This window comes from Cupriavidus phytorum (assembly GCF_003254285.1).
Classification (GTDB): Bacteria; Pseudomonadota; Gammaproteobacteria; order Burkholderiales; family Burkholderiaceae; genus Cupriavidus; species Cupriavidus phytorum.
The window spans coordinates 37,253-56,640 of the sequence record NZ_QKZN01000006.1 but is presented as its reverse complement, the minus strand read 5'-3'; the positions used below and the strand labels follow the sequence as shown (position 1 = coordinate 56,640).

The window sequence follows — 19,388 nt, the reverse complement described above, 5'->3', positions numbered from 1 at the left end:
TTGCGCGGATGATCCGCGCCGGCTTTCCCGGCATTCTCGATCGCACCTGACCACCAGACCCGAGCGAGACACCGCCATGACCACACCCGCCTTGACCACACCATTCCCTGCTCCGTTCCGCATCGCCGCCATTGCCGGCGACGGCATCGGCAACGAAGTCCTGCCCGAGGGGCTGCGCGTCGTCGAAGCCGCCGCGCGCAAGTTCAACCTGCCGATCGAAGTGCGCCACTTCGAATGGGCCAACGGCGACTACTACCTGCGCCACGGCAAGATGATGCCGGACGACTGGAAGCAGCAGCTCGACGGCTTCGACGCGATCTACTTCGGCGCCGTCGGCTGGCCCGACAAGGTGCTCGACCACATCTCGCTGTGGGGCTCGCTGCTCAGGTTCCGCCGCGAGTTCGACCAGTACGTCAACCTGCGCCCGGTGCGCCTGCTGCCCGGCGTGCCGTGCCCGCTGGCCGGCAAGAAGCCCGGCGACATCGACTTCTACGTGGTCCGCGAAAACACCGAGGGCGAATACAGCCCCGTCGGCGGCCGCATGTACGAAGGCACCGCGCGCGAGATCGTGATGCAGCAGTCGGTCTTCAGCCGGCACGGCACCGACCGCATCCTGAAATATGCCTTCGAGCTGGCGCAATCGCGTCCGCGCAAGACGCTGACCTCGGCCACCAAGTCCAACGGCATCGCCGTCAGCATGCCGTGGTGGGACGAGCGTACCGCGGCCATGGGCGCGCAGTACCCCGAAGTCAAATGGGACAGCCAGCACATCGACATCCTGTGCGCGCGCTTCGTGCTCCAGCCCGAGCGCTTCGACGTGGTGGTCGCGTCCAACCTGTTCGGCGACCTGCTGTCGGACCTCGGCCCGGCCTGTACCGGCACCATCGGGCTGGCGGGCTCGGCCAACCTGAACCCCGAGCGCAAGTTCCCATCGCTGTTCGAACCGGTGCACGGCTCGGCGCCGGACATCTACGGCAAGCAGATTGCCAACCCCATCGGCATGATCTGGTCGGGCGCGATGATGCTGGATTTCCTTGGCGGCGAAGCCGGACGCCGGGCCCATGACGCCATCCTCGCAGCCATCGAAACCGTGCTGCGCGAAGGCCCGCTGACGCCGGACGCCGGCGGCAACGCCGGCACCAGCGACGTGGGCAAGGCCATCGCGGCCGCGCTCTGAGCCTGCGCGTCGGGCGGGACGTGATGCCGGGTTCGCGCCCGGCATGGTGTTCACGCAACGCAGCGCGCACCGTCCGTCACACCCGCAATTTTTTTCCACGCGGAGCTTGTGCATGTCCGGAATTTTGCATAGAGTTTCCGTTAACTAATAGTTACTGTAAACCATTAGTTAACAAAATACAAGCAATCTGAACGCGGGCACCGCCCGCACCGGGCAGACAAGTTCCACCACAAAACCAAGCCATGCGCCAAGACGCATCGGAGGAGACGCACTTGAAAACTCCCACGCCCCGCCTCGACGGCTTCCTCACCGCCTGCACGCTCACCGCCGTGCTGGTCACCGTCATCGCCATGGTCCGCTGGCCCGCCGAAGCGGCCGCCACCGCGACCCTGCTGTTCGAATGGTCCACGCGCTCGTTCGGCTCGCTGGTCCAGATTTTTGTCTTCGGCTGCGTCATCGCCTGCCTGGCGCTGGCCTTCAGCAAGTACGGCAACGTGCGGCTGGGGGAAGGCAAGCCCGAGTATTCCACGCTGTCGTGGGTGTTCATGTTCATCTGTGCCGGCATGGGCTCGTCGACCATGTACTGGGGCGTGATGGAGTGGGTCTACTATTACCAGTCGCCCGGCCTGAACGTGCCCACCGGCACGCGCGAAGCGCTGGAGCACTCCATCAGCTACTCGTTCTTCCACTGGGGCCTGAGCGCGTGGGCGGTGTATGCGCTGCCGTCGCTGGCGATGGCGTACCACTTCCATGTGCGCAAGAACAAGGGCCTGAACCTGGCGTCCATCGTCGAGGCCATCACGGGCTTCCGCGCCACCGGACCGGTGGGCCGGCTGGTGGACCTGATCTTCCTGCTGACGATGTTCGGGGCGCTGACGGTTTCGATCGCGCTGACCGCGTCGACCTTCACGCGCGGGCTGTCCGGCCTGTTCGGCGTGCCGGACACCTTCGTCACGCAGTTGGTCGTGATCGTCGGCGTGTCGGTGCTGTTCTCGGCGAGCGCCTATGTCGGCATCGACGGCGGGATGCAGCGCCTGAGCCATATGGTGTGCTGGGGCGCGCTGCTGCTGGCCGCGGTGGTGTTCGCGATCGGCCCGACCCTGTTCGCCGGCAATAACATCGTCAACGGTCTCGGCCTGATGCTGCAGAACTACGTGCACATGAGCCTGTTCACCGATCCCACCGGCGACGGCGCCTTCAGCCGCGGCTGGACCGTGTTCTACTGGCTGTGGTGGGTGTCGTACTCGCCGGGCGTGGCGATGTTCGTGGCGCGCGTGTCCAAGGGCCGCAAGATCAAGGAAGTCATCTACGCCCTGCTGCTGGGCGGCAGCGTCGGCTGCTGGTTCTTCTTCGGCGCGCTGGAAAGCTACAGCATGCACCAGTTCATCACCGGCGCCATCGACGTGCCGCGCATCCTGAAGGAGCATGGCGGCGAGGCCGCGGTGGAAATGCTGCTGAGCGCGCTGCCGGCCGGCAAGGTGTTCCTGGCGGTGTACCTGGCGATCATGATCGTGTTCCTGGCTGCCCACGTCGACGCCGTGGCCTACGCCGTGGCCGCCACCACCACCCGCAACCTGAAGGAAGGACAGGACCCGTCGCCGACCAGCCGTGTGTTCTGGTGCGTGATGCTGACGCTGGTGCCGCTGGCGATGCTGTTCATCAAGGCTTCGCTGGAGACCATGAAGACCGCCGTGGTGCTGACCGCGATCCCGTTCCTGGTGATCCTCGGGATCAAGCTGTTCGGCCTGTTCCGCTGGCTGATGCAGGACTACGCCGACACCCCGGCACATCTGATCGAGACCGCCCGGCCTGAAACCGACCGAGTGACCGTGACCACCGAGCGCGAAACCGCCGTCGCCAAGGCCTGATCGCGCCACAGGGGACCGGCCTCGGCCGTCCCCCTCCCACCCTGGAAATTTGCCCGCCCTACGGCTCTTTTTTTACGCCCTGCTGTTAAACGATATTTAACCGGTAACCATAAATTAACCAAGGAAACGGAATCATGGAGAAGACCCTGGACACCGCCGCCGTCAAGCTGCCCGACGGCTTCTGCGCCGACGACGAAAACGCCTGGACCCTGCCCGCCTCCTTCTACACCCGGGACGCGGTATTCGAGTACGAGAAGGAAAAGATCTTCGCCAACAGCTGGATCTGCGTGGCCCACCGCAGCGAACTGGCCGAATCGAACGACTACGTGACGCGCGAGATCATCGGCGAAAGCATCGTCGTGCTGCGCGACCGCGAAGGCGTGCTGCGCGCCTTCTACAACGTCTGCCCGCACCGGGGCCACCAGCTGCTGCAAGGCAGCGGCCGTGCGAAGAACGTCATCACCTGCCCGTACCACGCCTGGACCTTCAAGCTCGATGGCGAACTGGCGCTGGCACGCAACTGCGACAACGTGCCCAACTTCGACAAGAGCAAGTCGAGCCTAGTGCCGGTGCGGGTCGAGGAATACGCCGGCTTCGTCTTTATCAACATGAACCCGGACGCCGGCAGCGTCGAGGAACAGCTGCCCGGCCTGGAAGCGCGCATGCGCGCCGCCTGCCCCGTCATCGACGATCTCCACCTCGGCGCGCGCTTCGTCACCGAGACGCCGGCCAACTGGAAGTCCATCGTCGACAACTACATGGAGTGCTACCACTGCGGCCCGGCCCACCCCGGCTTCTCGGACTCGGTGCAGGTCGATCGCTATACCCATACGCTGCATGGCAACTGGACCCTGCAGTTCGGCCACGCCAAGTCGTCGGAGAAGTCCTTCAAGCTGGATGAGTCGATCAAGGACCCGAGCTTCAGCGGCTTCTGGGCCTGGCCCTGCACGATGTTCAACGTGCCGCCGGGCGCCAACTTCATGACGGTGATCTACGAGTTCCCGGCCAGCGCCGAAGTCACGCTCCAGCACTACGAGATCTACTTCCTGAACAAGGAACTGACCGAGGAACAGCAGAAGCTGGTCGAGTGGTATCGCGACGTGTTCCGCCCGGAAGACCTGCGCCTGGTCGAAAGCGTGCAGAAAGGCCTGAAGTCGCGCGGCTATCGCGGCCAGGGCCGGATCATGGTCGACCGCCAGCGCAGCGGCATCAGCGAGCACGGCATCGTGCATTTCCACCGCAAGGTGGCCAGGGAATACGAAGGCGCGTGAGCGCCGGTACAGCCAAACCCGAAACGGAGACCAGACCCATGCAACTGAAGGACAACGCCCTGTTCCGCCAGCAGGCCCTGATCGGCGCCGAATGGACCGACGCCCCCGACGCCGCCACCGTGGCCGTGACCGACCCCGCCACCGGCGACCTGGTCGGCACCGTGCCGCTGATGCGCGAGGCCGGCGCCGTGGCCGCGATCGAGGCCGCCAACGCCGCCCTGCCCGCGTGGAAGGCCCGTACTGCCAAGGAGCGCGCCGCGCTGCTGCGCAAGTGGTTCGACCTGATCATCGAGAACGAGGACGACCTTGCCGCCATCATGACCCGCGAGCAGGGCAAGCCGCTGGCCGAAGCGCGCGGCGAGGTGCGCTACGCCGCCTCGTTCATCGAGTGGTTCGGCGAGGAAGCCAAGCGCCTCTATGGCGACGTGATCCCCTCCCCCGCCGCCGACAAGCGCCTGGTGGTGGTGCGCGAGCCGATCGGCGTCTGCGCCGCGATCACGCCGTGGAACTTCCCGGCGGCGATGATCGCGCGCAAGGCCGCGCCCGCGCTCGCAGCCGGCTGCACCATGGTGGTCAAGCCCGCCAACGAGACCCCGTTCAGCGCGCTGGCGCTGGCCGAGCTGGCGCTGCGCGCCGGCATCCCCGCGGGCGTGCTGAACGTCGTCACCGGCGACGCGGCGGCGATCGGCAGCCAGTTCACCGGCCACCCGCTGGTGCGCAAGCTGTCGTTCACCGGCTCCACGCCGGTCGGCCGCCTGCTGATGCAGCAGTGCGCCGGCACGGTCAAGAAGGTGTCGCTGGAGCTGGGCGGCAATGCGCCCTTCATCGTGTTCGAGGACGCCGACATCGACGCGGCCGTCGAAGGCGCGATCCAGGCCAAGTACCGCAACGCCGGCCAGACCTGCGTCTGCGTCAACCGCCTCTATATCCACGACGCCGTCTATGACCAGTTCGTCGAGCGCTACGTGAAGAAGGTGGCCGGGCTGCGCGTCGGCAACGGTTTCACGGCGGGCAGCGAGATCGGTCCGCTGATCACCGACAAGGCGGTCGCCAAGGTCGGCGAGCTGGTGGCGGATGCCGTCGGCAAGGGCGCGCGCATCGCCATCGGCGGCGGCGTGCATGAGGCCGGTGCGCAGTTCTTCGCGCCGACGGTGCTGGCCGACGTCAAACCCGGCATGCGCGTGCTGGACGAAGAGATCTTCGGTCCGGTCTCGCCCATCGTCCGCTTCACCTCGGAAGCTGACGTCGTGCGCATGGCCAACGACACCATCTACGGCCTGGCCGCCTACTTCTTCAGCCGCGACATCGGCCGGGTCTGGCGCGTGGCCGAGCAGCTCGAGTACGGCATCGTCGGCATCAACACCGGCCTGTTCTCGAACGAGGTGGCGCCGTTCGGCGGCGTCAAGCAGTCGGGCCTGGGTCGCGAGGGCTCGAAGTACGGCATCGAGGACTACCTCGAAATGAAATACCTCTGCATGGCGCTGTAACGCGCAGCAGCACACCCGGAAGACAGCAGCATGGGCAATTACTACCAGACCCTCCAGGTGCGGGTCTCGCGCATCGAGCGCGTGACCCCGCTGATCAAGCGCTTCACCATGGAAGCGCTCGACGGCAGCGAGCTGCCGCCCTTTACCGGCGGCAGCCACGTCATCGTGCAGATGCGCGACGGCGAGCGCCAGTACAGCAACGCCTACTCGCTGATGAGCTCGCCCGACGCGCTCGGCAGCTACCAGATCGGCGTGCGCCGCGAGGAGAAGTCCAAAGGCGGCTCGGCGTTCCTGCACGACAAGGTGGCCGAGGGCGACGCGCTCACCATCACCACGCCGAACAACCTGTTCGCACTGGACGATGGCGCGCATCACCACGTGCTGATCGCCGGCGGCATCGGCATCACGCCGTTCATGTCGCAGATGCACGAACTGCGCAAGCGCGGCGCGTCGCACGAACTGCACTACGCGTTCCGCGCCGACGAGCATGGCGCGTTCCGCGACGAACTGGCGGCGCTCACGCAGCAGTCTTCCGGGGGCCGCGTCAGCTTCTATGTCGACAGCAAGGGGCAGAAGCTGGACCTGTCCGGCCTGCTGGGCGGCATGGATGCCGGCGCGCATGTCTATGTGTGCGGTCCGGCCCCGCTGATCGATGCCGTGCGCCAGGCGGCGGAGGACGTTGGCGTCGATCCGTCGCGGGTGCACTGGGAGCAATTCGCAGCGCCGGCACAGGCGGGCGACGCCTTCACCGTGGTGCTGGCGAAATCCGGCAAGACGGTGGAGGTCGGCGCGGGCGAGTCGATCCTGAAGGCGATCGAGCGCGACGGCACCGTGCCGGTCGAATGCCTGTGCCGCGAAGGCGTGTGCGGCACCTGCGAGACGCGCATCCTGGAAGGCGAGGCGATCCATTTCGACCAGTACCTGAGCGACAAGGAGAAGTCGGCGCAGCAGACCCTGATGATCTGCGTCTCGCGGGCCCGGGGCGGCAAGCTCGTGCTCGACCTGTAAGACAACAACAGGCCGGCGCATCGGACGCCGGCCAGCACCACCGAGGAGACCCCATGAGGAAATCAGCCAGCCTGTGGCTGCTGGCGGGCGCACTGCTGCCCGCCCTTTCGTCCGTTTCGTCCGTTTCGTATGCGCAGTCCAGCCTGACGCTCTACGGTGTGATCAGCACCGCCGTGCGCTACACCTCCAACATCGATGGCCGCCATCACGACCAGGGCGAACTGGTCTCCAGCGGCATCGGCGGCAGCCGCTGGGGCCTGAAGGGCGACGAAGACCTGGGCGGCGGCAACAAGGCGGTGTTCCTGCTCGAGAACGGCTTTGGCACCGACGATGGCAAGACCGCCTATAGCGCGCTGTTCGGCCGGCAGGCGTACGTGGGACTGTCCGGCGACTGGGGCACCCTGACCTTCGGCCGCCAGTACAACGCGCTGAACAACATCGCCTGGTCCTTCGATCCGCTCGACCAGAGCTGGGGCAACTTCTGGTCCGATCCGCTCTACACCGGCGGCGACATCTTCTTCCAGGGCTACCGCGTCAACAACAGCGTGGTGTACAAGCAGAAGTTCGGGCCAGTCAGCGTGCAGCTCGACTACGGCTTCGGCGAGCGCGCGGGCAGCATGGCGCGCGGCGCCACATTTGGCGGTGGCGTGATGGTCCAGGACGGGCCGCTGGCGCTGGGTGTCGCCTACGACCAGCAGCGTCCCGGCAGCGGCGACAACACGCTGCACAACTACTCGGTCGGCGCTTCCTACGTGGTCGGCAAGGCCACCGGCTATGCTGGCTACATGGGCCGCCGCGAGACCAATCCGGACGCGCGTTTCTGGATTGCCTTCGTCGGCCTCGGCTATCAGCTCACGCCGGCGCTGCACCTGTCGGGCGCCTATTACCGCTACCAGCAGAGCGGCACGGTGACCACCCAGTTCCAGGCCACGCCGCTTGTGCTCGGCAGCGGCAATGCCGATGCGATCGCGGCGGTTGCCGACTATGCCTTGTCGAAGCGCACCAGCCTGTTCCTCGAGGCCGACGCCACCTTCGCGCGCGGCGGCACGGTCGGCCGCGAGACCGAGTACTGGGCCGGCACGCCGGTGACCGATGTCCGCAGCACCACGCGCGTGGGCGTGATGGCCGGGATCCGGCACGTGTTCTGAGGGGGCTTCGTCGGTGCGGGCCAGCGCGGCGCGGCCGCCGCCACGCCGCGCGCCCGGCACGGCGCTCCCGCCAACACGTCAGTCCGCCGTAGCGGCGGTGACAATGATTTCCACCAGGATGTCCGGATGCCCCATTTCGCACTGCGCGGTCGCTCGCGTAGACGCGGCGTTCGGCGCCGTCCATGCGTCCCAGATCTCGTTCATGCCTTCGAAATCCCGCTCGAGGTTCTTCAGCCAGATCTGTGCGGTCAGCAGGCGTCGCTTGTCGGTGCCAGCGTCAGCGAGGAACTTCTCGATCTTGGCAAGGGTCTGCCGGGTCTGGCCCCGAATGTCCTGGCCGCGGTCATCGGCCGTCTGGCCGCCCACGAATACCATGCCGTTGTACACCACCGCGCGGCTACGTCGTTGGTCCGTAGCGATTCGCCGGATTTCAGCCATAGGTCCTCCTGGTTCAGGCTGTTGATAGTCATGCAGAAGCGGTGTGCCGGCGGGGCGATGCCATGGCCCCGCCCAGGCCGCGGTGCTATCCCGCCAGCTCGCCCAGCGTGACGGGCTTGATGGGTGGGCGGATGCGGTAATAGCCCACTTCCTGTGGCGCCACGCCGCGTCCCTGCGCGATCAGTTCGGTCACGGTCAGGCCGCAGAGGCGCCCCTGGCACGGACCCATTCCGCAGCGTCCAAACGCCTTGGCCTGGTTGGGGCCATGGCAACCCACCTCGACATACTTCCTGACGGTCCCCGCCGTCACTTCCTCGCAGCGGCAGACAATGACCGCGTCATCCGCGGGCATGCGATGCGAGTCGCTGGGGCGGTACAGCGCATCCAGGAAGGGGCGGATGCGCAAGTGTCCTTGCAGCTCGGCACGCAACGATGACTCTCTCACCCGCCGCTCGCCCACGCCGGGTCGCTGCAACCTGGAAGCAATCGACAACGCGGCCAGCCTTCCCTGCACCGCGGATGCCCTGGCACCGACAATGCCTCTGCTGTCGCCCGCGATATAGATGCGCGTGTCTTCGATTTCGCCATACTGGTCCGTCTCCGGAATCCAGCACAGCTGGGCATCGCTCCAGTTGTGCCTGGCCCGCAGCGCCCAGCTGATCTGGGTATTGGGCACGACACCCTGGTGAAGCAGTACCAGCGAGGTGTCGATACGACGCTCGACGCCCCGGTGCGTGAAGCACAGGGCTTCGGCACAAGCTTCGCCCTGGATGGCGAGGGCTTGCGCCCCCGCATACACCGGGACGCGATGGCGCCGCAGTTGCCTGAACATGTCCATGCCCTTGCGCAGGTCCCGCCAACCGCGCAATGCCGCCGGCAGATGGGGAACGGCGCGCAGATAGTCAGCGCGCTGCGTGGTGTGCACGACCGCCTTGAGCTCGATGCCCGCGCGCAGATATTGCACGGCCAGCAGATACAGCAGCGGCCCGCAGCCTGCCAGGACCGCCGGCTGCCGCGGCAGCGCTGCCGCGCTCTTGATCAGGATCTGCGCCGCCCCGGCGCCCATCACGCCGGGCAGCGTCCAGCCTGGCACGGGGAAGGGACGTTCCATGGCCCCGCTGGCCAGCACGACGGACCTGCCCTCGACGGCCTGGCTGGCACCGTCTTGCAGGTAGCTGACCTTCCGGTCCCGGCCGACGTTCCACACGGAGGCCCCAGCGATATGCCGCGCCCCCGATGCGGCGAAGGCCCTTGTCAGCGCCGCGCCGGCAACATAGTCATCGCCAAGGACCGCGCGCAGCGTCGGGCTTGCCGCGTCGACATTCCGATAGATCTGCCCGCCAGCCGCCGGCTGTTCATCCAGCACGGCGACGCTCAGGCCCCACTGCCGCGCTTCGATCGCTGCGGACAGTCCGGCCGGGCCCGCGCCAACCACGACCACATCGAACACTGCACCGTTCATGCTTCAACCTCTTCCTCGATAGCAATTGCCGAGGCACCTTGCTGGCGCTTGATGACCATGCCGTCCCGGACCGCTGTCAGGCAGGCCTGGCGGCTGGGCTTTCCGTCGATCTCGACCAGACACTCGAAGCAGACGCCCATCATGCAATACGGCGCACGCGGGGCGGATGTCACCGGTGTGGCGCGGAACGGCGTCACGCCGTTCAGCAGCAGCGCCGCGGCAACGGTGGCACCGGCTGGCGCCCTCAGCGGCTGGCCTTCGAACGTCAGGGTGACGGTGGACGATCGATCGGTCTCGACCGCCATGAACAGCGGTGCACCGGCGGCGTGGTCTTTAGTGGGCATTGGCAAAGCTCCTGGTGGGGTCGAGGTAACGATCCCCGGCGAATTCTTCGATATCGTCCGGTGCGGGTCCAAGTCCCGAAATCCATGGCCCGACGACATAGGCATGCGTGCCCGCAAGCGTCACGCCACTGTGGCTGGCCGCGACGAATGCGCCCGGACATGACCGGGATTCCTGGTAGATCGGGTGTCCGTCCGGCGTCATCACGCGCAGCGCGCCCCAGGCGCGGACCAGGCGCACGTTGGCAAGCAGCGGGAAGGTGTCCACGGCACGCCGTGCGATCCACTCGATGGCGGATACGGTGGTGCCATCATCGAAGCCAACATCCTCGACGGAATAGCCAAGCTGCACCGTCCCTTCCGCCGTCTGCCGCGCCTTGTTGGTCGGATAGGGCAAGAACGGGCTGAGCCGCTCGGTGATCAGGACCTGGCCCCGGTTTGGCTCGACCGGCGCGTGCAGCCCCACCTGCGGTGCAAGCTGCTTGTTGCCGAGTCCGGCCGCCAGCACGAGCCGGTCGCCGCTCCAGCTCCGGTTGTCCGAACCTGCCACGACAAAGCCGCCGTTGGTCCGATGGCGCACGGCAGTCACATCCACTCCCGAAAACACCTGTGCGCCCAGCGCTTTCAGACCCGCGTGCAAGGCATGCAGCAGCTTGAGCGGATTGACATGCCCGTCCAGCGGACACCAGCTGCCGCCAGCCACCTTCGGTCCGATGGCGGGGAGATGGGTCTTCAGCTCGGCATGCTCCATCATCCGGTACGGCACGCCCGCACCCGTGTGCCTGAGACGCTCCAGCAGCTTCTCGCGAGCGCGCATTTCCGTCTCGCTGAACCCTATCCAGAAGCCGCCCGCCTGTTGCAGATCGACGTCGATCCCGGTGAGGGACAGCAACTCGGCCGCGAGCGGTTGCCAATGATCGATCGCATCCCGGGACCAGCGCGCATAGCGGGGAAACCCGTCGCCTTTGCTCTGGAGCCATACCAGCCCGAAATTTCCCCGCGAAGCGCGGTTCGCGATGTCGCCCTGGTCGAGCAACGTGACCGGCGCCCCGGCTTTCGCGGCACCGAAGGCTATGGCCGCACCCACCACGCCGCCCCCCACAACGATGACTTCTTCCTTGCGCATGTCTGTCCTTCGGCCGCCCGATCCATCAGTCCGGCACAATGCGTTCTCTTGCGAGACGGGCGGCGTGGTTGCTTCAATCGATGCTGATATGACCGGCCTTGATGACCGCGCCCCATTTGGCGGCATCGGCCCTGATCAGGTCGGCAAACTGCGCGGGGGTACCGGGGGCAACGGTGGCGCCCAGGCTCTCGTGCTGCTTTACGATGCGCGGATCGGCCAGGATCGCGTTGATCTCGGCGTTCAGCTTCTGGACGATGGCGGCGGGCATGCGTGCCGGCCCGACCACCCCGCCCCAGGTCACCATTTCGACGGCGGGAAATCCGGCTTCCGCGATGGTTGGCACATTCGGCAGCAACGGCGAGCGGTTGGGGCCCGTGATGGCCAACGCGCGAATGCGGCCGGCGCGTACCTGCGGTTCCATGGAGGTGAAGTTGCTGATCATCAACTGGATCTGCCCGGCTGCCAGGTCAGATTCCGCCGCGGGCGCGCTCTTGTAGGGCACGTGCGTGATCTGTATGCCGGCCTTGGTCCGGAACAGTTCGGTCACCACGTGCAGCGAGGTTCCGGTACCGGTAGAGCCGTAGAACAGTTCGCCGGGATGGCCTTTGGCATATGTCACCAGGTCGCTGACGGAATTGACCGCAAGCGAAGGCGTCACGCCCAGAAGATTCGGCTGCGTCCATTGCTTTGCAATCGGGGTGAAGTCCTGGATTGCGCGATAAGGCAGCCGTTTGGCGGCAAGCGCGGCGACGACGAAGGTAGAGAGGTTTGCGCCCCCGATCGTGTAGCCGTCCGGCTCTGCCTTGGCGATAACCTCGAGTCCGATCACGCCCGCGCCGCCGGGCCGGTTCTCCACCACAAAGGGCTGGCCCAGGCGCTGGCTGAGGGCGGCGGTGAGAATGCGCGCCGTCACATCCGCCGCGCCGCCGGCGGCCGCATTGACAATAAAACGCACCGGCCGGTTGGGGTAGTCGCCCTGCGCGACGGCCGTACACGCCGCAAAGGTCGCCATCAGCCCGACGGCGGCGCGGCCTATGTCCAGGATAGATAACTTCACAACAGTCTCCCCTCTTTTAAAAATCATGATGGAGATGTTATGAAGGTGCGGCCCTTGAATCTATGGCGCCGGCGTCAGCAACCTATTCAGATTCGATATGGGTCCGCGCCTTTTCCGTCGCCGTCGACAGGTATCGGAGCAGATCCCGGGCCGGCTTGCCAAGTCGGGCATCGCTCATGGCGGTGGCATAGAAGGTATAGCTCAGCGTCGGCCTCAGCGGTAGCACCACCCCGCCACGCTGCCGATGGAGCACCCCGGTCAGGGGATCGACGATCGAAACGCCCATGCCACGCAGCACCAGTTCGCTCATGGAGTGGAACAGCGAGGCCTCGACGGTGATGTCCAGTTGCACCCCCGTGGTCGCCAGCAAGGCGTCCAGGCGCTTCTGGAACGTGCCGGTCTGGCCGACGAAGGGCTTGCCCTCAAGGTCCTTCAACTCGACGGCGGCCGCCCTTGGCGACAGCCATTTGCGGGTCCCGATGCAAACGCAATCAGCACTGAACTCCGCAACGGTCTCGAGATCGCCGAGGGAGAGAATATCCGCCGTGAAGCCGATGTCTGCCTGGCGATTGCGTACGGCACGCGCGACTTCGACATACGACGTCACCGAGAGCGTAATGAATACATCCGGATATTTGCCTCGCAGGTGCTCGATCGCCTCGGGCATGATCGAGTGTCCGATCGACGGGATGGTCGCGATGGAGAGCCGTCCCATCTTCTGCTTGCGCAACTGGTCAGAAAATCTCATGATCTCGTCCAGCCCCAGGAAGGATTGCTGGACCTTTGTCATGAGCGCAAGGGCTTCCTCGGTCGGCTTCACCGTGCGGCCGTGTTTCAGGAAGAGCGGGAAGCCGACTGCCTTCTGCAGTTCGGCTATCACGCGGCTCATCGAAGGCTGGGACATGCCGAGCGCATCGGCGCCTGCACTCATCCCGCCATGCGCGATGGCGGCGCGAAACGCCTCGATCATCCTGTGGGTTATGACTTTCTCGGACATAGGTCGCCTAAGGCTTGCTCGGGTGCCGCCTGGTCGCGGTACGGATATGCAGTATAAGGGCCCGACGGAATACCGATGACGCGCCTTTCTGCAAGCCGCTCCCCTGCTGGCGACACGATTTCAGATGGTCCGCGCGAGGTAATGACTTGCTCAAGATGGCGGCTCTCGGGCCGCCCCGGCAGCCACATCCCAACGCTACGCCCCGGCGTATTTCAATGGAAGAGAGATGATCACCGGACACGTCTTCATTGCCACCAGCCTTGATGGCTTTATCGCCCGCCCCGATGGCGACATCGGCTGGCTCCTGGAGCGGGATGACCCCGCTGAAGACCATGGCTACACAGCCTTCATCGCCGACAAGGATGCGATCGTGATGGGCCGTGGCAGCTATGAAAAGGTCGTCACGATGGGCGAATGGGCGTACGACCGTCCGGTGCTGGTGCTGTCCCGGCAACTGGCCGGCAAGCCGGTGCCCGAGGCCTTGCAAGGCAAGGTGCGATTCTCGGATGCCACGCCCGCGGACGCGATGGCGCAACTTGAGGCGGAAGGCGTGCGGCGCGTCTATGTCGATGGCGGCCAGGTGGTGCAGTCCTTCCTTCGCGACGGATTAATCGCCGACATGGTGGTCACCACGGTGCCGGTGCTGATCGGGGCAGGCAGGCCATTGTTCGGCGCGCTGCCGTGCGACGTGAGCCTGAAGCTCGAGTCGAGCCGCTCCTTTCCGTCTGGCCTGGTGCAGTCGTGCTATCGGGTGCTGCGTTGAACAGTGCAGGCAGGTCGTCGTCAGAAGTCATGGTTCAGCACCGCAAGAGAAGCACATGGCATGGCAGATCATACGGGCGGCCCGGCGCAAGGATGTCCGGTTCCGCCCGTACGATCCGGGACATCGTTGCACGCGCGGCCGTTGCCCCGGTAAAGCGTCGCGATTTGAGGGCGACGACGCCGGGGATGCCGCCATCCCCGGCCCGGGATGCGAAAATGGCCCTTCCATGCCATGCGCAGGGCAACGGCCCCGCGCGCAGAAAGGACCACGGCAATGCAACTCGACGCGTACGACCGCAAGCTGCTGCGGCTGCTGCAGGACAACAACAAGCTCTCGCAGCGACAGCTGGCCGATGCTGTCAACCTGTCACCGTCTGCCGTCAACCGGCGCATCGCCGCACTGGAAGCTGAAGGCGTGATCGTCGCCAATACCGCCGTGGTCGATCCCGCACAGGTCGGCAAGATGATCACGGTACTGGTCGAGGTAACGCTGGAGAACGAGCGGCTGGACCTGCTGGACGAGGTCCGCAAGCGCTTCGTCGACTGCCCGCAGGTCCAGCAGGTGTACTACGTGACCGGCGACTTCGATTTCCTGCTGGTGCTGGCCGTGGCCGACATGACCGAGTACGAGCGCCTGACGCGCGAGTTGTTCTTTGTCTCCGGCAACGTCAAGAACTTCAAGACCCACGTCGCCATGCAGCGGGCCAAGGTGTCGCTCGGTGTGGCGGTCGAGCCCTGAATGGGCTCGATCATGCATCGCGTCTTGTCAGTACGCGTGGCTCAGCGTGCCGTCCACGCGGCCTGGCGCGCCAGGACGGAATCCGCCGATTCGCCCACCAGTTGCTGGTAGACCACGGGAGCGGTGGCTCCTTCGGTATTGATCACCAGCACGCGCGAACCAGCATCCAGTCCGGCCGCTGCGGACAGCGCCGGCTGCGCGCGCAATACCGCCAGTCCCGCGACGCCGGCCGCTCCGGATTCGCCAGCGACGACGGGCACGTCCCCGTCGTCGCCGCTGGCGAGACGGTGCATGGCGGTCACGGCATCGTCGTCGGCAATCGTCATGAAGACGTCCACGCTGGGTTCCAGGAAGCGCCAGGCCAGCGGCGAGGTCTCGCCACAGGCGAGTCCCGCCATCACCGAGTCGACCGAGCCGGTTGCGCGCGCGGGGCGCCCCTGCAGCGCACTTTGGTACAGGCAATCTGCCTGCGCCGGTTCCACCACGACGAATGTCGGCCGGCCGGCACCGAAGCGCTCCCACAGATAGCTGGCCACGCCGGCGGCCAGGCCGCCGACGCCCCCTTGCAGGAACACATGGGTGTACGGGCATGGCTGGCCGGGCGCGACGCCGCGCTGCGCCAGCACTTCCGCGGCAATGGCGCCGTAGCCCTGCATCACGTCGCGCGGGATGTCCTGATAGCCCTCGTAAGAGGTGTCGGAGACCACGGTCCAGCCGTTGGCCGCGGCCAGCCGGGCGGCTTCCTCGACCGACTCGTCATAGTTGCCGACGATGCGCACAATGCGCGCGCCGCAGGCGGCAATCGCGTCTTCGCGTTCCTGGCTGACGTTCGCATGCAGCACGATCACGCAGCGGCAGCCGAAGCTGCGCGCCGCGGCAGCCAGTGCGCGGCCGTGATTGCCGTCGGTGGCGCTGATCACGGTGAAGTCGCGCAGCAGCGCGGCATGGTGGCCGGCGATCAGTTCGAACGGATCGAGGTCGCGCTCCGGAAACATGCGCAGCACCAGCCGCACCAGCGCGATCGGCGCGCCTAGCGCCTTGAAACTGCCGAGCGGCGAGCGGACCGACTCGTCCTTGAGGCTCAGCTGCGCGATGCCCAGGCTCGCGGCCAGGCCGGGCAGTTCGCGCAGCGGCGTGGGCCCGGCGTTGAGCTGGTCCCAGTGCGACAGCCACGCGTGGCTGCGCCCGGCTTCGGCGATGCTCATCAGTTGCCTCAGCTCGGCCGGATAGTCGCACAGGTGGGCGCGGGAATTGATGGTCAGCATGGGGGTATCTGCGGTCATTGGGGAAGGGATCACTCAGTGGTATGCCCAAGGCGGGCGAGGATGACATCGAGCAGCACTTGCGCGCCCATCAGCAGCTGGCCGTCGTCGCTGTGCTCGCGCGGGTTGTGGCTGATGCCACCGCGGCTCGGCACGAAGATCATCGCCGCGGGGGCGATGCGCGCGATCATCTGGGCGTCGTGCCCGGCGCCGGAAGTCATGCGTCGATGGGTGTAGCCAAAGCGCGCCGCCGAGGCTTCGATGGCGGCGATGATGCCGGCATCGAAGCTCACCGGCTCGAAGCGCGCGAGCGGCTCGGTGCGCATCGTGACGCCCTCCGCTTCGGCGACTTCTGCCAGGAAATCCGCCAGCCTCGCTTCGGCACGCTGCAGCCGGCTTTCATCGGGATCGCGCAGATCGACCGTGAACACCGCCTTGCGCGGAATCACGTTGATCACGCCGGGCTCGACGCGCAGGCACCCCACCGTTGTCAGCGTGGTGCCGTCCGACGCGTTGGACAGGTCACGCAGAAACGCCACCACCGCGGCCGCTGCCCAGCCGGCATCGTGCCGCAGCCGGGTGGGCGTGGTGCCGGCGTGGTTGGCGTTGCCCTGTACCGTCACCTGTTGCCACGAAATCCCCTGCAGGCTCTCGACCACGCCGATCTGCGTCCCCTCGGCCTCCAGCACCGGGCCTTGTTCGATATGGAGTTCGATGTACTCGTGCGGCACCACGGCGCCGGGTTCCATGTCGCCGGCATAGCCGATGCGCGCCAGTTCGTCGCCAAGCCGCGTGCCGTCGGTGCCGACCGTGTCGAGCGCCTGCCGCACCGGCAGTCCGCCTGCATACACCAGCGAGCCCATCATGTCGGGCTGGTAGCGGATGCCCTCCTCGTTGGTGAAGGCACCGATCATGATGGAACGGTTCGGCGTGACGCCGGCCTGGCGGAAAGCGCGCGCCACCGCGAGCCCGGCCAGCACCCGTAGCAGCCATCGAGCGCACCGGCATTGGTGACGGTATCGATATGGGAGCCGGTCATCAGCGGCGCCTGGCTGCCATCATCGGCCGCCGAACGCAGGATGCCGAAGACGTTGCCGATGCGGTCGATGCGAACTTCGAGATCCAGCTCGCGCATCCATTGGACAACCTGGTCGCGGCCGGCTTTCTCGGCGTCGGTCAGCGCGATGCGGGTCCGGCCGCCGCCTTCGCGGTCGGCACCGATTTCGCCAAGCGCCCGGATCTGGGCCAGCAGCCGTGCGCCGTCCAGCGATAGCGGGTTTCGCCGGGAGGGGGTGTGTTCCATTCACTCTCCATGTCGGTCGGCCCCCGGGACGCTGGTGCGGAAGACCTGGACGTCGCAACGGGGGTGATAACGTCAATGGTAGAGGCGGCGGGATGAAACACGCGCCCTATCCCCGGCACGCAAACGCAACAACGGTGCAATCTCCGCGGCGGCGTGGGTGCGGCGTTGCGTAGTGCAATGCGCAGCACATTACCGTCTGCGCGAACTACCGCGCCGCACGGTGCGGCCAGCTTCTCCCAGCACCAGCGCCCGGCCGATGGTGTCGAGCGCGTCGCGCATCAGCAAGGCTTCCTCGACATCGCTGGCATATGCGCTTAAATCCGACCAGGTCACATGGCAGAGCAACCTCGACAGAGCGGCTGCGCGCCGCTCGTCGAGCGCGTAGGACAGGCTGTCCGCTTGGCCGGTCTGGATCTTGAGCTTGCGGAAGCGCAGGTGGCTGACCACGATCGAGGTCCAGGCACACACCAGCGCGAACACCGTGATCGACGAGAACAGTTCGAACAGTTGTGGGTGGCTGTTGCGATGGGCGAGCGCCGTCCAGCAGCACCTGGATGCGTGACGTGGCGCGATGCACCGACTCGCGGCCGCTTCTGCGCGCCATACGCCAGCCACGAAAGCCGGGGCAATACGGTTGCCACAATAAGCAGCAAGCTGCCCAGCCACTACTGTCTCACGCCATGCTTTGGTGTTCGGCGGCCAGGGCCTTGTTCCTTCTCATTGCCACGGCGAGCGCCATCAAGGCCAGCACCAGTGGAACGAACGAGACCCACAGCACTGTGTTCCAGCCGTAGGCGGACAACAGACCGCCGGAGGAAAAAGAGCCGATCGCCATCAGGCCAAAGACGATGAAGTCGTTGAGGGACTGCACGCGCGTCTTCTCCTCGGGGCGGTGGCACTCCAGCACCAGCGCCGATGCGCCGAGGAACCCAAAATTCCACCCAAGGCCGAGCAGGATCAGCGTGGCCCAGAAGTGTGCCACGTCAACGCCTCCAAGTCCGACGGCGGCAGACAGCCCGGTGAGCGCCAGGCCCACGATCGCCACGCGGCTTGCTCCGAATCGCGCAATCAGAGAACCCGTAAAGAAACTCGGCGCGTACATCGCGATGACATGCCATTGCATCCCCAGGTTAGCGGAGGCCTGCGGATGCCCGCAGATATGCATTGCCAGCGGTGCGGCAGTCATCAGGAAGTTCATCAACATATAGGACACCGCACCACAGATCGCCGCGGCAATGAAACGCGGCTGCCGTGCGATTTCGGTGAGCGGCCGGCCGCTGGCCATTTCCGCAACGCTGGGTCGAGGTAGCTTTACCCCGAGCAGGACGAGCGCCGAGAGCGCTGCCACGAGGGCCTGCACCAGGAAGGTGATGGCAAACGTATGCCGCGGCCACAGATCCATGGTCCAGGTCACCAATTGCGGCCCCACGACGCCCGCGGCCACGCCACCTGCCATGACGAGCGATAGTGCCCGTGCGCGCCGGGCCGGTGCAACCCCATCGGCGGCCGCAAAACGAAACGACAGCACCACGGCGGCGTAGCTGCCGCCAAAGAAGGTCGCCAGGCAGAACAGCCAGAACCAGCCCAGGATGACAGCAAGCATGGCCAGCAGGCCGGTCAATACACCGGCCCCGGTGCCCACCAGAAAGGCAGCGCGCCGGCCATATCTGCGGGAGACCGCACCGATGGGCAAAATGCACGCCGCCATGCCCACCACAAAGATGGAAATTGGCAACGTAGCCAGCATGGGGATCGGCGCCAGCATGTCGCCGACGATGGCGCCGGTGGCATAGACCACCACCGAGTTGGCGCCAGCCAGTGCCTGGGCGATGGACAAGCGCCAGATGTTGCCGCTCTGGACGCGGTCGGGGAGAAGATCGGATGCGTCGAGGGCTGGTTGGGTGTTGTACTTGGTCATATTAGTATTTGGTCGCCCCTTGCA

At 66.1% G+C, this 19,388-nt stretch carries 17 protein-coding genes and 1 pseudogene; 8 read left to right on the top strand and 10 right to left on the bottom strand.

The features are described 5' to 3' along the window. Positions 1-76 precede the first annotated feature (76 nt). The 6 genes from C7416_RS16750 (at position 77) to C7416_RS16725 (ending at position 7,959) form a co-directional block, all read left to right on the top strand. Complete coding sequence (locus C7416_RS16750; RefSeq protein WP_111519957.1) at positions 77-1,177, top strand: tartrate dehydrogenase; 1,101 nt, start codon at positions 77-79, stop codon at positions 1,175-1,177. Between the two features lie 272 nt (positions 1,178-1,449). Then, positions 1,450-3,045, top strand: coding sequence for a BCCT family transporter (locus C7416_RS16745; RefSeq protein ID WP_198035621.1), 1,596 nt, complete (start codon positions 1,450-1,452; stop codon positions 3,043-3,045). A 134-nt stretch (positions 3,046-3,179) separates the two neighbouring features. After that, entirely contained in the window at positions 3,180-4,316 is a 1,137-nt protein-coding gene (locus tag C7416_RS16740) for an aromatic ring-hydroxylating oxygenase subunit alpha (RefSeq protein WP_111519955.1), read from the top strand. A gap of 38 nt (positions 4,317-4,354) precedes the next feature. Further along, the gene (locus C7416_RS16735; RefSeq protein WP_111519954.1) at positions 4,355-5,803 is read left to right on the top strand and encodes an NAD-dependent succinate-semialdehyde dehydrogenase; all 1,449 of its coding nucleotides are present in this window, start codon (positions 4,355-4,357) and stop codon (positions 5,801-5,803) included. A 30-nt stretch (positions 5,804-5,833) separates the two neighbouring features. Then, positions 5,834-6,811, top strand: a complete 978-nt coding sequence (locus tag C7416_RS16730) for a PDR/VanB family oxidoreductase (protein ID WP_111519953.1) — start codon at positions 5,834-5,836, stop codon at positions 6,809-6,811. A 53-nt stretch (positions 6,812-6,864) separates the two neighbouring features. Continuing rightward, complete coding sequence (locus C7416_RS16725; RefSeq protein ID WP_111519952.1) at positions 6,865-7,959, top strand: porin; 1,095 nt, start codon at positions 6,865-6,867, stop codon at positions 7,957-7,959. Between the two features lie 78 nt (positions 7,960-8,037). Here the strand turns inward: C7416_RS16725 and C7416_RS16720 are convergent, their stop codons facing one another. The 6 genes from C7416_RS16720 to C7416_RS16695 form a co-directional block, all read right to left on the bottom strand. Next, the gene (locus C7416_RS16720) at positions 8,038-8,397 is read right to left on the bottom strand and encodes a RidA family protein (RefSeq protein ID WP_111519951.1); all 360 of its coding nucleotides are present in this window, start codon (positions 8,395-8,397) and stop codon (positions 8,038-8,040) included. Between the two features lie 85 nt (positions 8,398-8,482). Further along, the gene (locus tag C7416_RS16715; protein ID WP_111519950.1) at positions 8,483-9,859 is read right to left on the bottom strand and encodes an NAD(P)/FAD-dependent oxidoreductase; all 1,377 of its coding nucleotides are present in this window, start codon (positions 9,857-9,859) and stop codon (positions 8,483-8,485) included. Further along, positions 9,856-10,203 carry a (2Fe-2S)-binding protein gene (locus C7416_RS16710; RefSeq protein WP_111519949.1) on the bottom strand — a complete coding sequence of 116 codons (348 nt, stop codon included), beginning with the start codon at positions 10,201-10,203 and terminating at the stop codon, positions 9,856-9,858. The genes C7416_RS16715 and C7416_RS16710 overlap by 4 nt, the downstream gene beginning before the upstream one ends. Further along, on the bottom strand, positions 10,193-11,326 hold the full coding sequence (locus C7416_RS16705) for an NAD(P)/FAD-dependent oxidoreductase (RefSeq protein ID WP_111519948.1): 1,134 nt from the start codon (positions 11,324-11,326) through the stop codon (positions 10,193-10,195). Before C7416_RS16705 ends, C7416_RS16710 begins: the two co-directional genes overlap by 11 nt. Before the next feature lie 73 nt (positions 11,327-11,399). Next, entirely contained in the window at positions 11,400-12,383 is a 984-nt protein-coding gene (locus C7416_RS16700) for a Bug family tripartite tricarboxylate transporter substrate binding protein (protein WP_240988243.1), read from the bottom strand. Between the two features lie 82 nt (positions 12,384-12,465). Then, positions 12,466-13,380 carry a LysR family transcriptional regulator gene (locus tag C7416_RS16695; protein WP_111519946.1) on the bottom strand — a complete coding sequence of 305 codons (915 nt, stop codon included), beginning with the start codon at positions 13,378-13,380 and terminating at the stop codon, positions 12,466-12,468. A 226-nt stretch (positions 13,381-13,606) separates the two neighbouring features. Here C7416_RS16695 and C7416_RS16690 point away from each other — a divergent pair, with 226 nt between their 5' ends. Together C7416_RS16690 and C7416_RS16685 are read left to right on the top strand one after the other, a co-directional pair. Continuing rightward, on the top strand, positions 13,607-14,143 hold the full coding sequence (locus C7416_RS16690; protein ID WP_111519945.1) for a dihydrofolate reductase family protein: 537 nt from the start codon (positions 13,607-13,609) through the stop codon (positions 14,141-14,143). 273 nt (positions 14,144-14,416) lie between these two features. Further along, positions 14,417-14,881 carry an Lrp/AsnC family transcriptional regulator gene (locus C7416_RS16685; protein ID WP_111519944.1) on the top strand — a complete coding sequence of 155 codons (465 nt, stop codon included), beginning with the start codon at positions 14,417-14,419 and terminating at the stop codon, positions 14,879-14,881. Positions 14,882-14,922: 41 nt separating this feature from the next. Here C7416_RS16685 and C7416_RS16680 read toward each other — a convergent pair whose 3' ends face one another. The 4 genes and pseudogenes from C7416_RS16680 to C7416_RS16665 form a co-directional block, all read right to left on the bottom strand. After that, a complete protein-coding gene (locus tag C7416_RS16680; RefSeq protein ID WP_111519943.1) occupies positions 14,923-16,146 on the bottom strand; it encodes a diaminopropionate ammonia-lyase in 1,224 nt (407 codons plus the stop codon). 29 nt (positions 16,147-16,175) lie between these two features. Continuing rightward, a pseudogene (locus C7416_RS16675) lies at positions 16,176-17,446 on the bottom strand (hydantoinase/carbamoylase family amidase). 189 nt (positions 17,447-17,635) lie between these two features. Further along, entirely contained in the window at positions 17,636-18,112 is a 477-nt protein-coding gene (locus C7416_RS16670) for a DUF7706 family protein (RefSeq protein ID WP_116328139.1), read from the bottom strand. A 7-nt stretch (positions 18,113-18,119) separates the two neighbouring features. Then, on the bottom strand, positions 18,120-19,364 hold the full coding sequence (locus C7416_RS16665; RefSeq protein WP_111519941.1) for an MFS transporter: 1,245 nt from the start codon (positions 19,362-19,364) through the stop codon (positions 18,120-18,122). Positions 19,365-19,388 lie beyond the last annotated feature (24 nt).

Coding starts and splice junctions, on each gene's coding strand:
- C7416_RS16680 (WP_111519943.1), bottom strand. CDS start 16,146: ATGCTGACCATCAATTCCCGCGCCCACCTGTGCGACTATCCGGCCGAG.
- C7416_RS16690 (WP_111519945.1), top strand. CDS start 13,607: ATGATCACCGGACACGTCTTCATTGCCACCAGCCTTGATGGCTTTATC.
- C7416_RS16720 (WP_111519951.1), bottom strand. CDS start 8,397: ATGGCTGAAATCCGGCGAATCGCTACGGACCAACGACGTAGCCGCGCG.
- C7416_RS16710 (WP_111519949.1), bottom strand. CDS start 10,203: ATGCCCACTAAAGACCACGCCGCCGGTGCACCGCTGTTCATGGCGGTC.
- C7416_RS16725 (WP_111519952.1), top strand. CDS start 6,865: ATGAGGAAATCAGCCAGCCTGTGGCTGCTGGCGGGCGCACTGCTGCCC.
- C7416_RS16665 (WP_111519941.1), bottom strand. CDS start 19,364: ATGACCAAGTACAACACCCAACCAGCCCTCGACGCATCCGATCTTCTC.
- C7416_RS16695 (WP_111519946.1), bottom strand. CDS start 13,380: ATGTCCGAGAAAGTCATAACCCACAGGATGATCGAGGCGTTTCGCGCC.
- C7416_RS16740 (WP_111519955.1), top strand. CDS start 3,180: ATGGAGAAGACCCTGGACACCGCCGCCGTCAAGCTGCCCGACGGCTTC.
- C7416_RS16685 (WP_111519944.1), top strand. CDS start 14,417: ATGCAACTCGACGCGTACGACCGCAAGCTGCTGCGGCTGCTGCAGGAC.
- C7416_RS16750 (WP_111519957.1), top strand. CDS start 77: ATGACCACACCCGCCTTGACCACACCATTCCCTGCTCCGTTCCGCATC.
- C7416_RS16730 (WP_111519953.1), top strand. CDS start 5,834: ATGGGCAATTACTACCAGACCCTCCAGGTGCGGGTCTCGCGCATCGAG.
- C7416_RS16705 (WP_111519948.1), bottom strand. CDS start 11,326: ATGCGCAAGGAAGAAGTCATCGTTGTGGGGGGCGGCGTGGTGGGTGCG.
- C7416_RS16735 (WP_111519954.1), top strand. CDS start 4,355: ATGCAACTGAAGGACAACGCCCTGTTCCGCCAGCAGGCCCTGATCGGC.
- C7416_RS16715 (WP_111519950.1), bottom strand. CDS start 9,859: ATGAACGGTGCAGTGTTCGATGTGGTCGTGGTTGGCGCGGGCCCGGCC.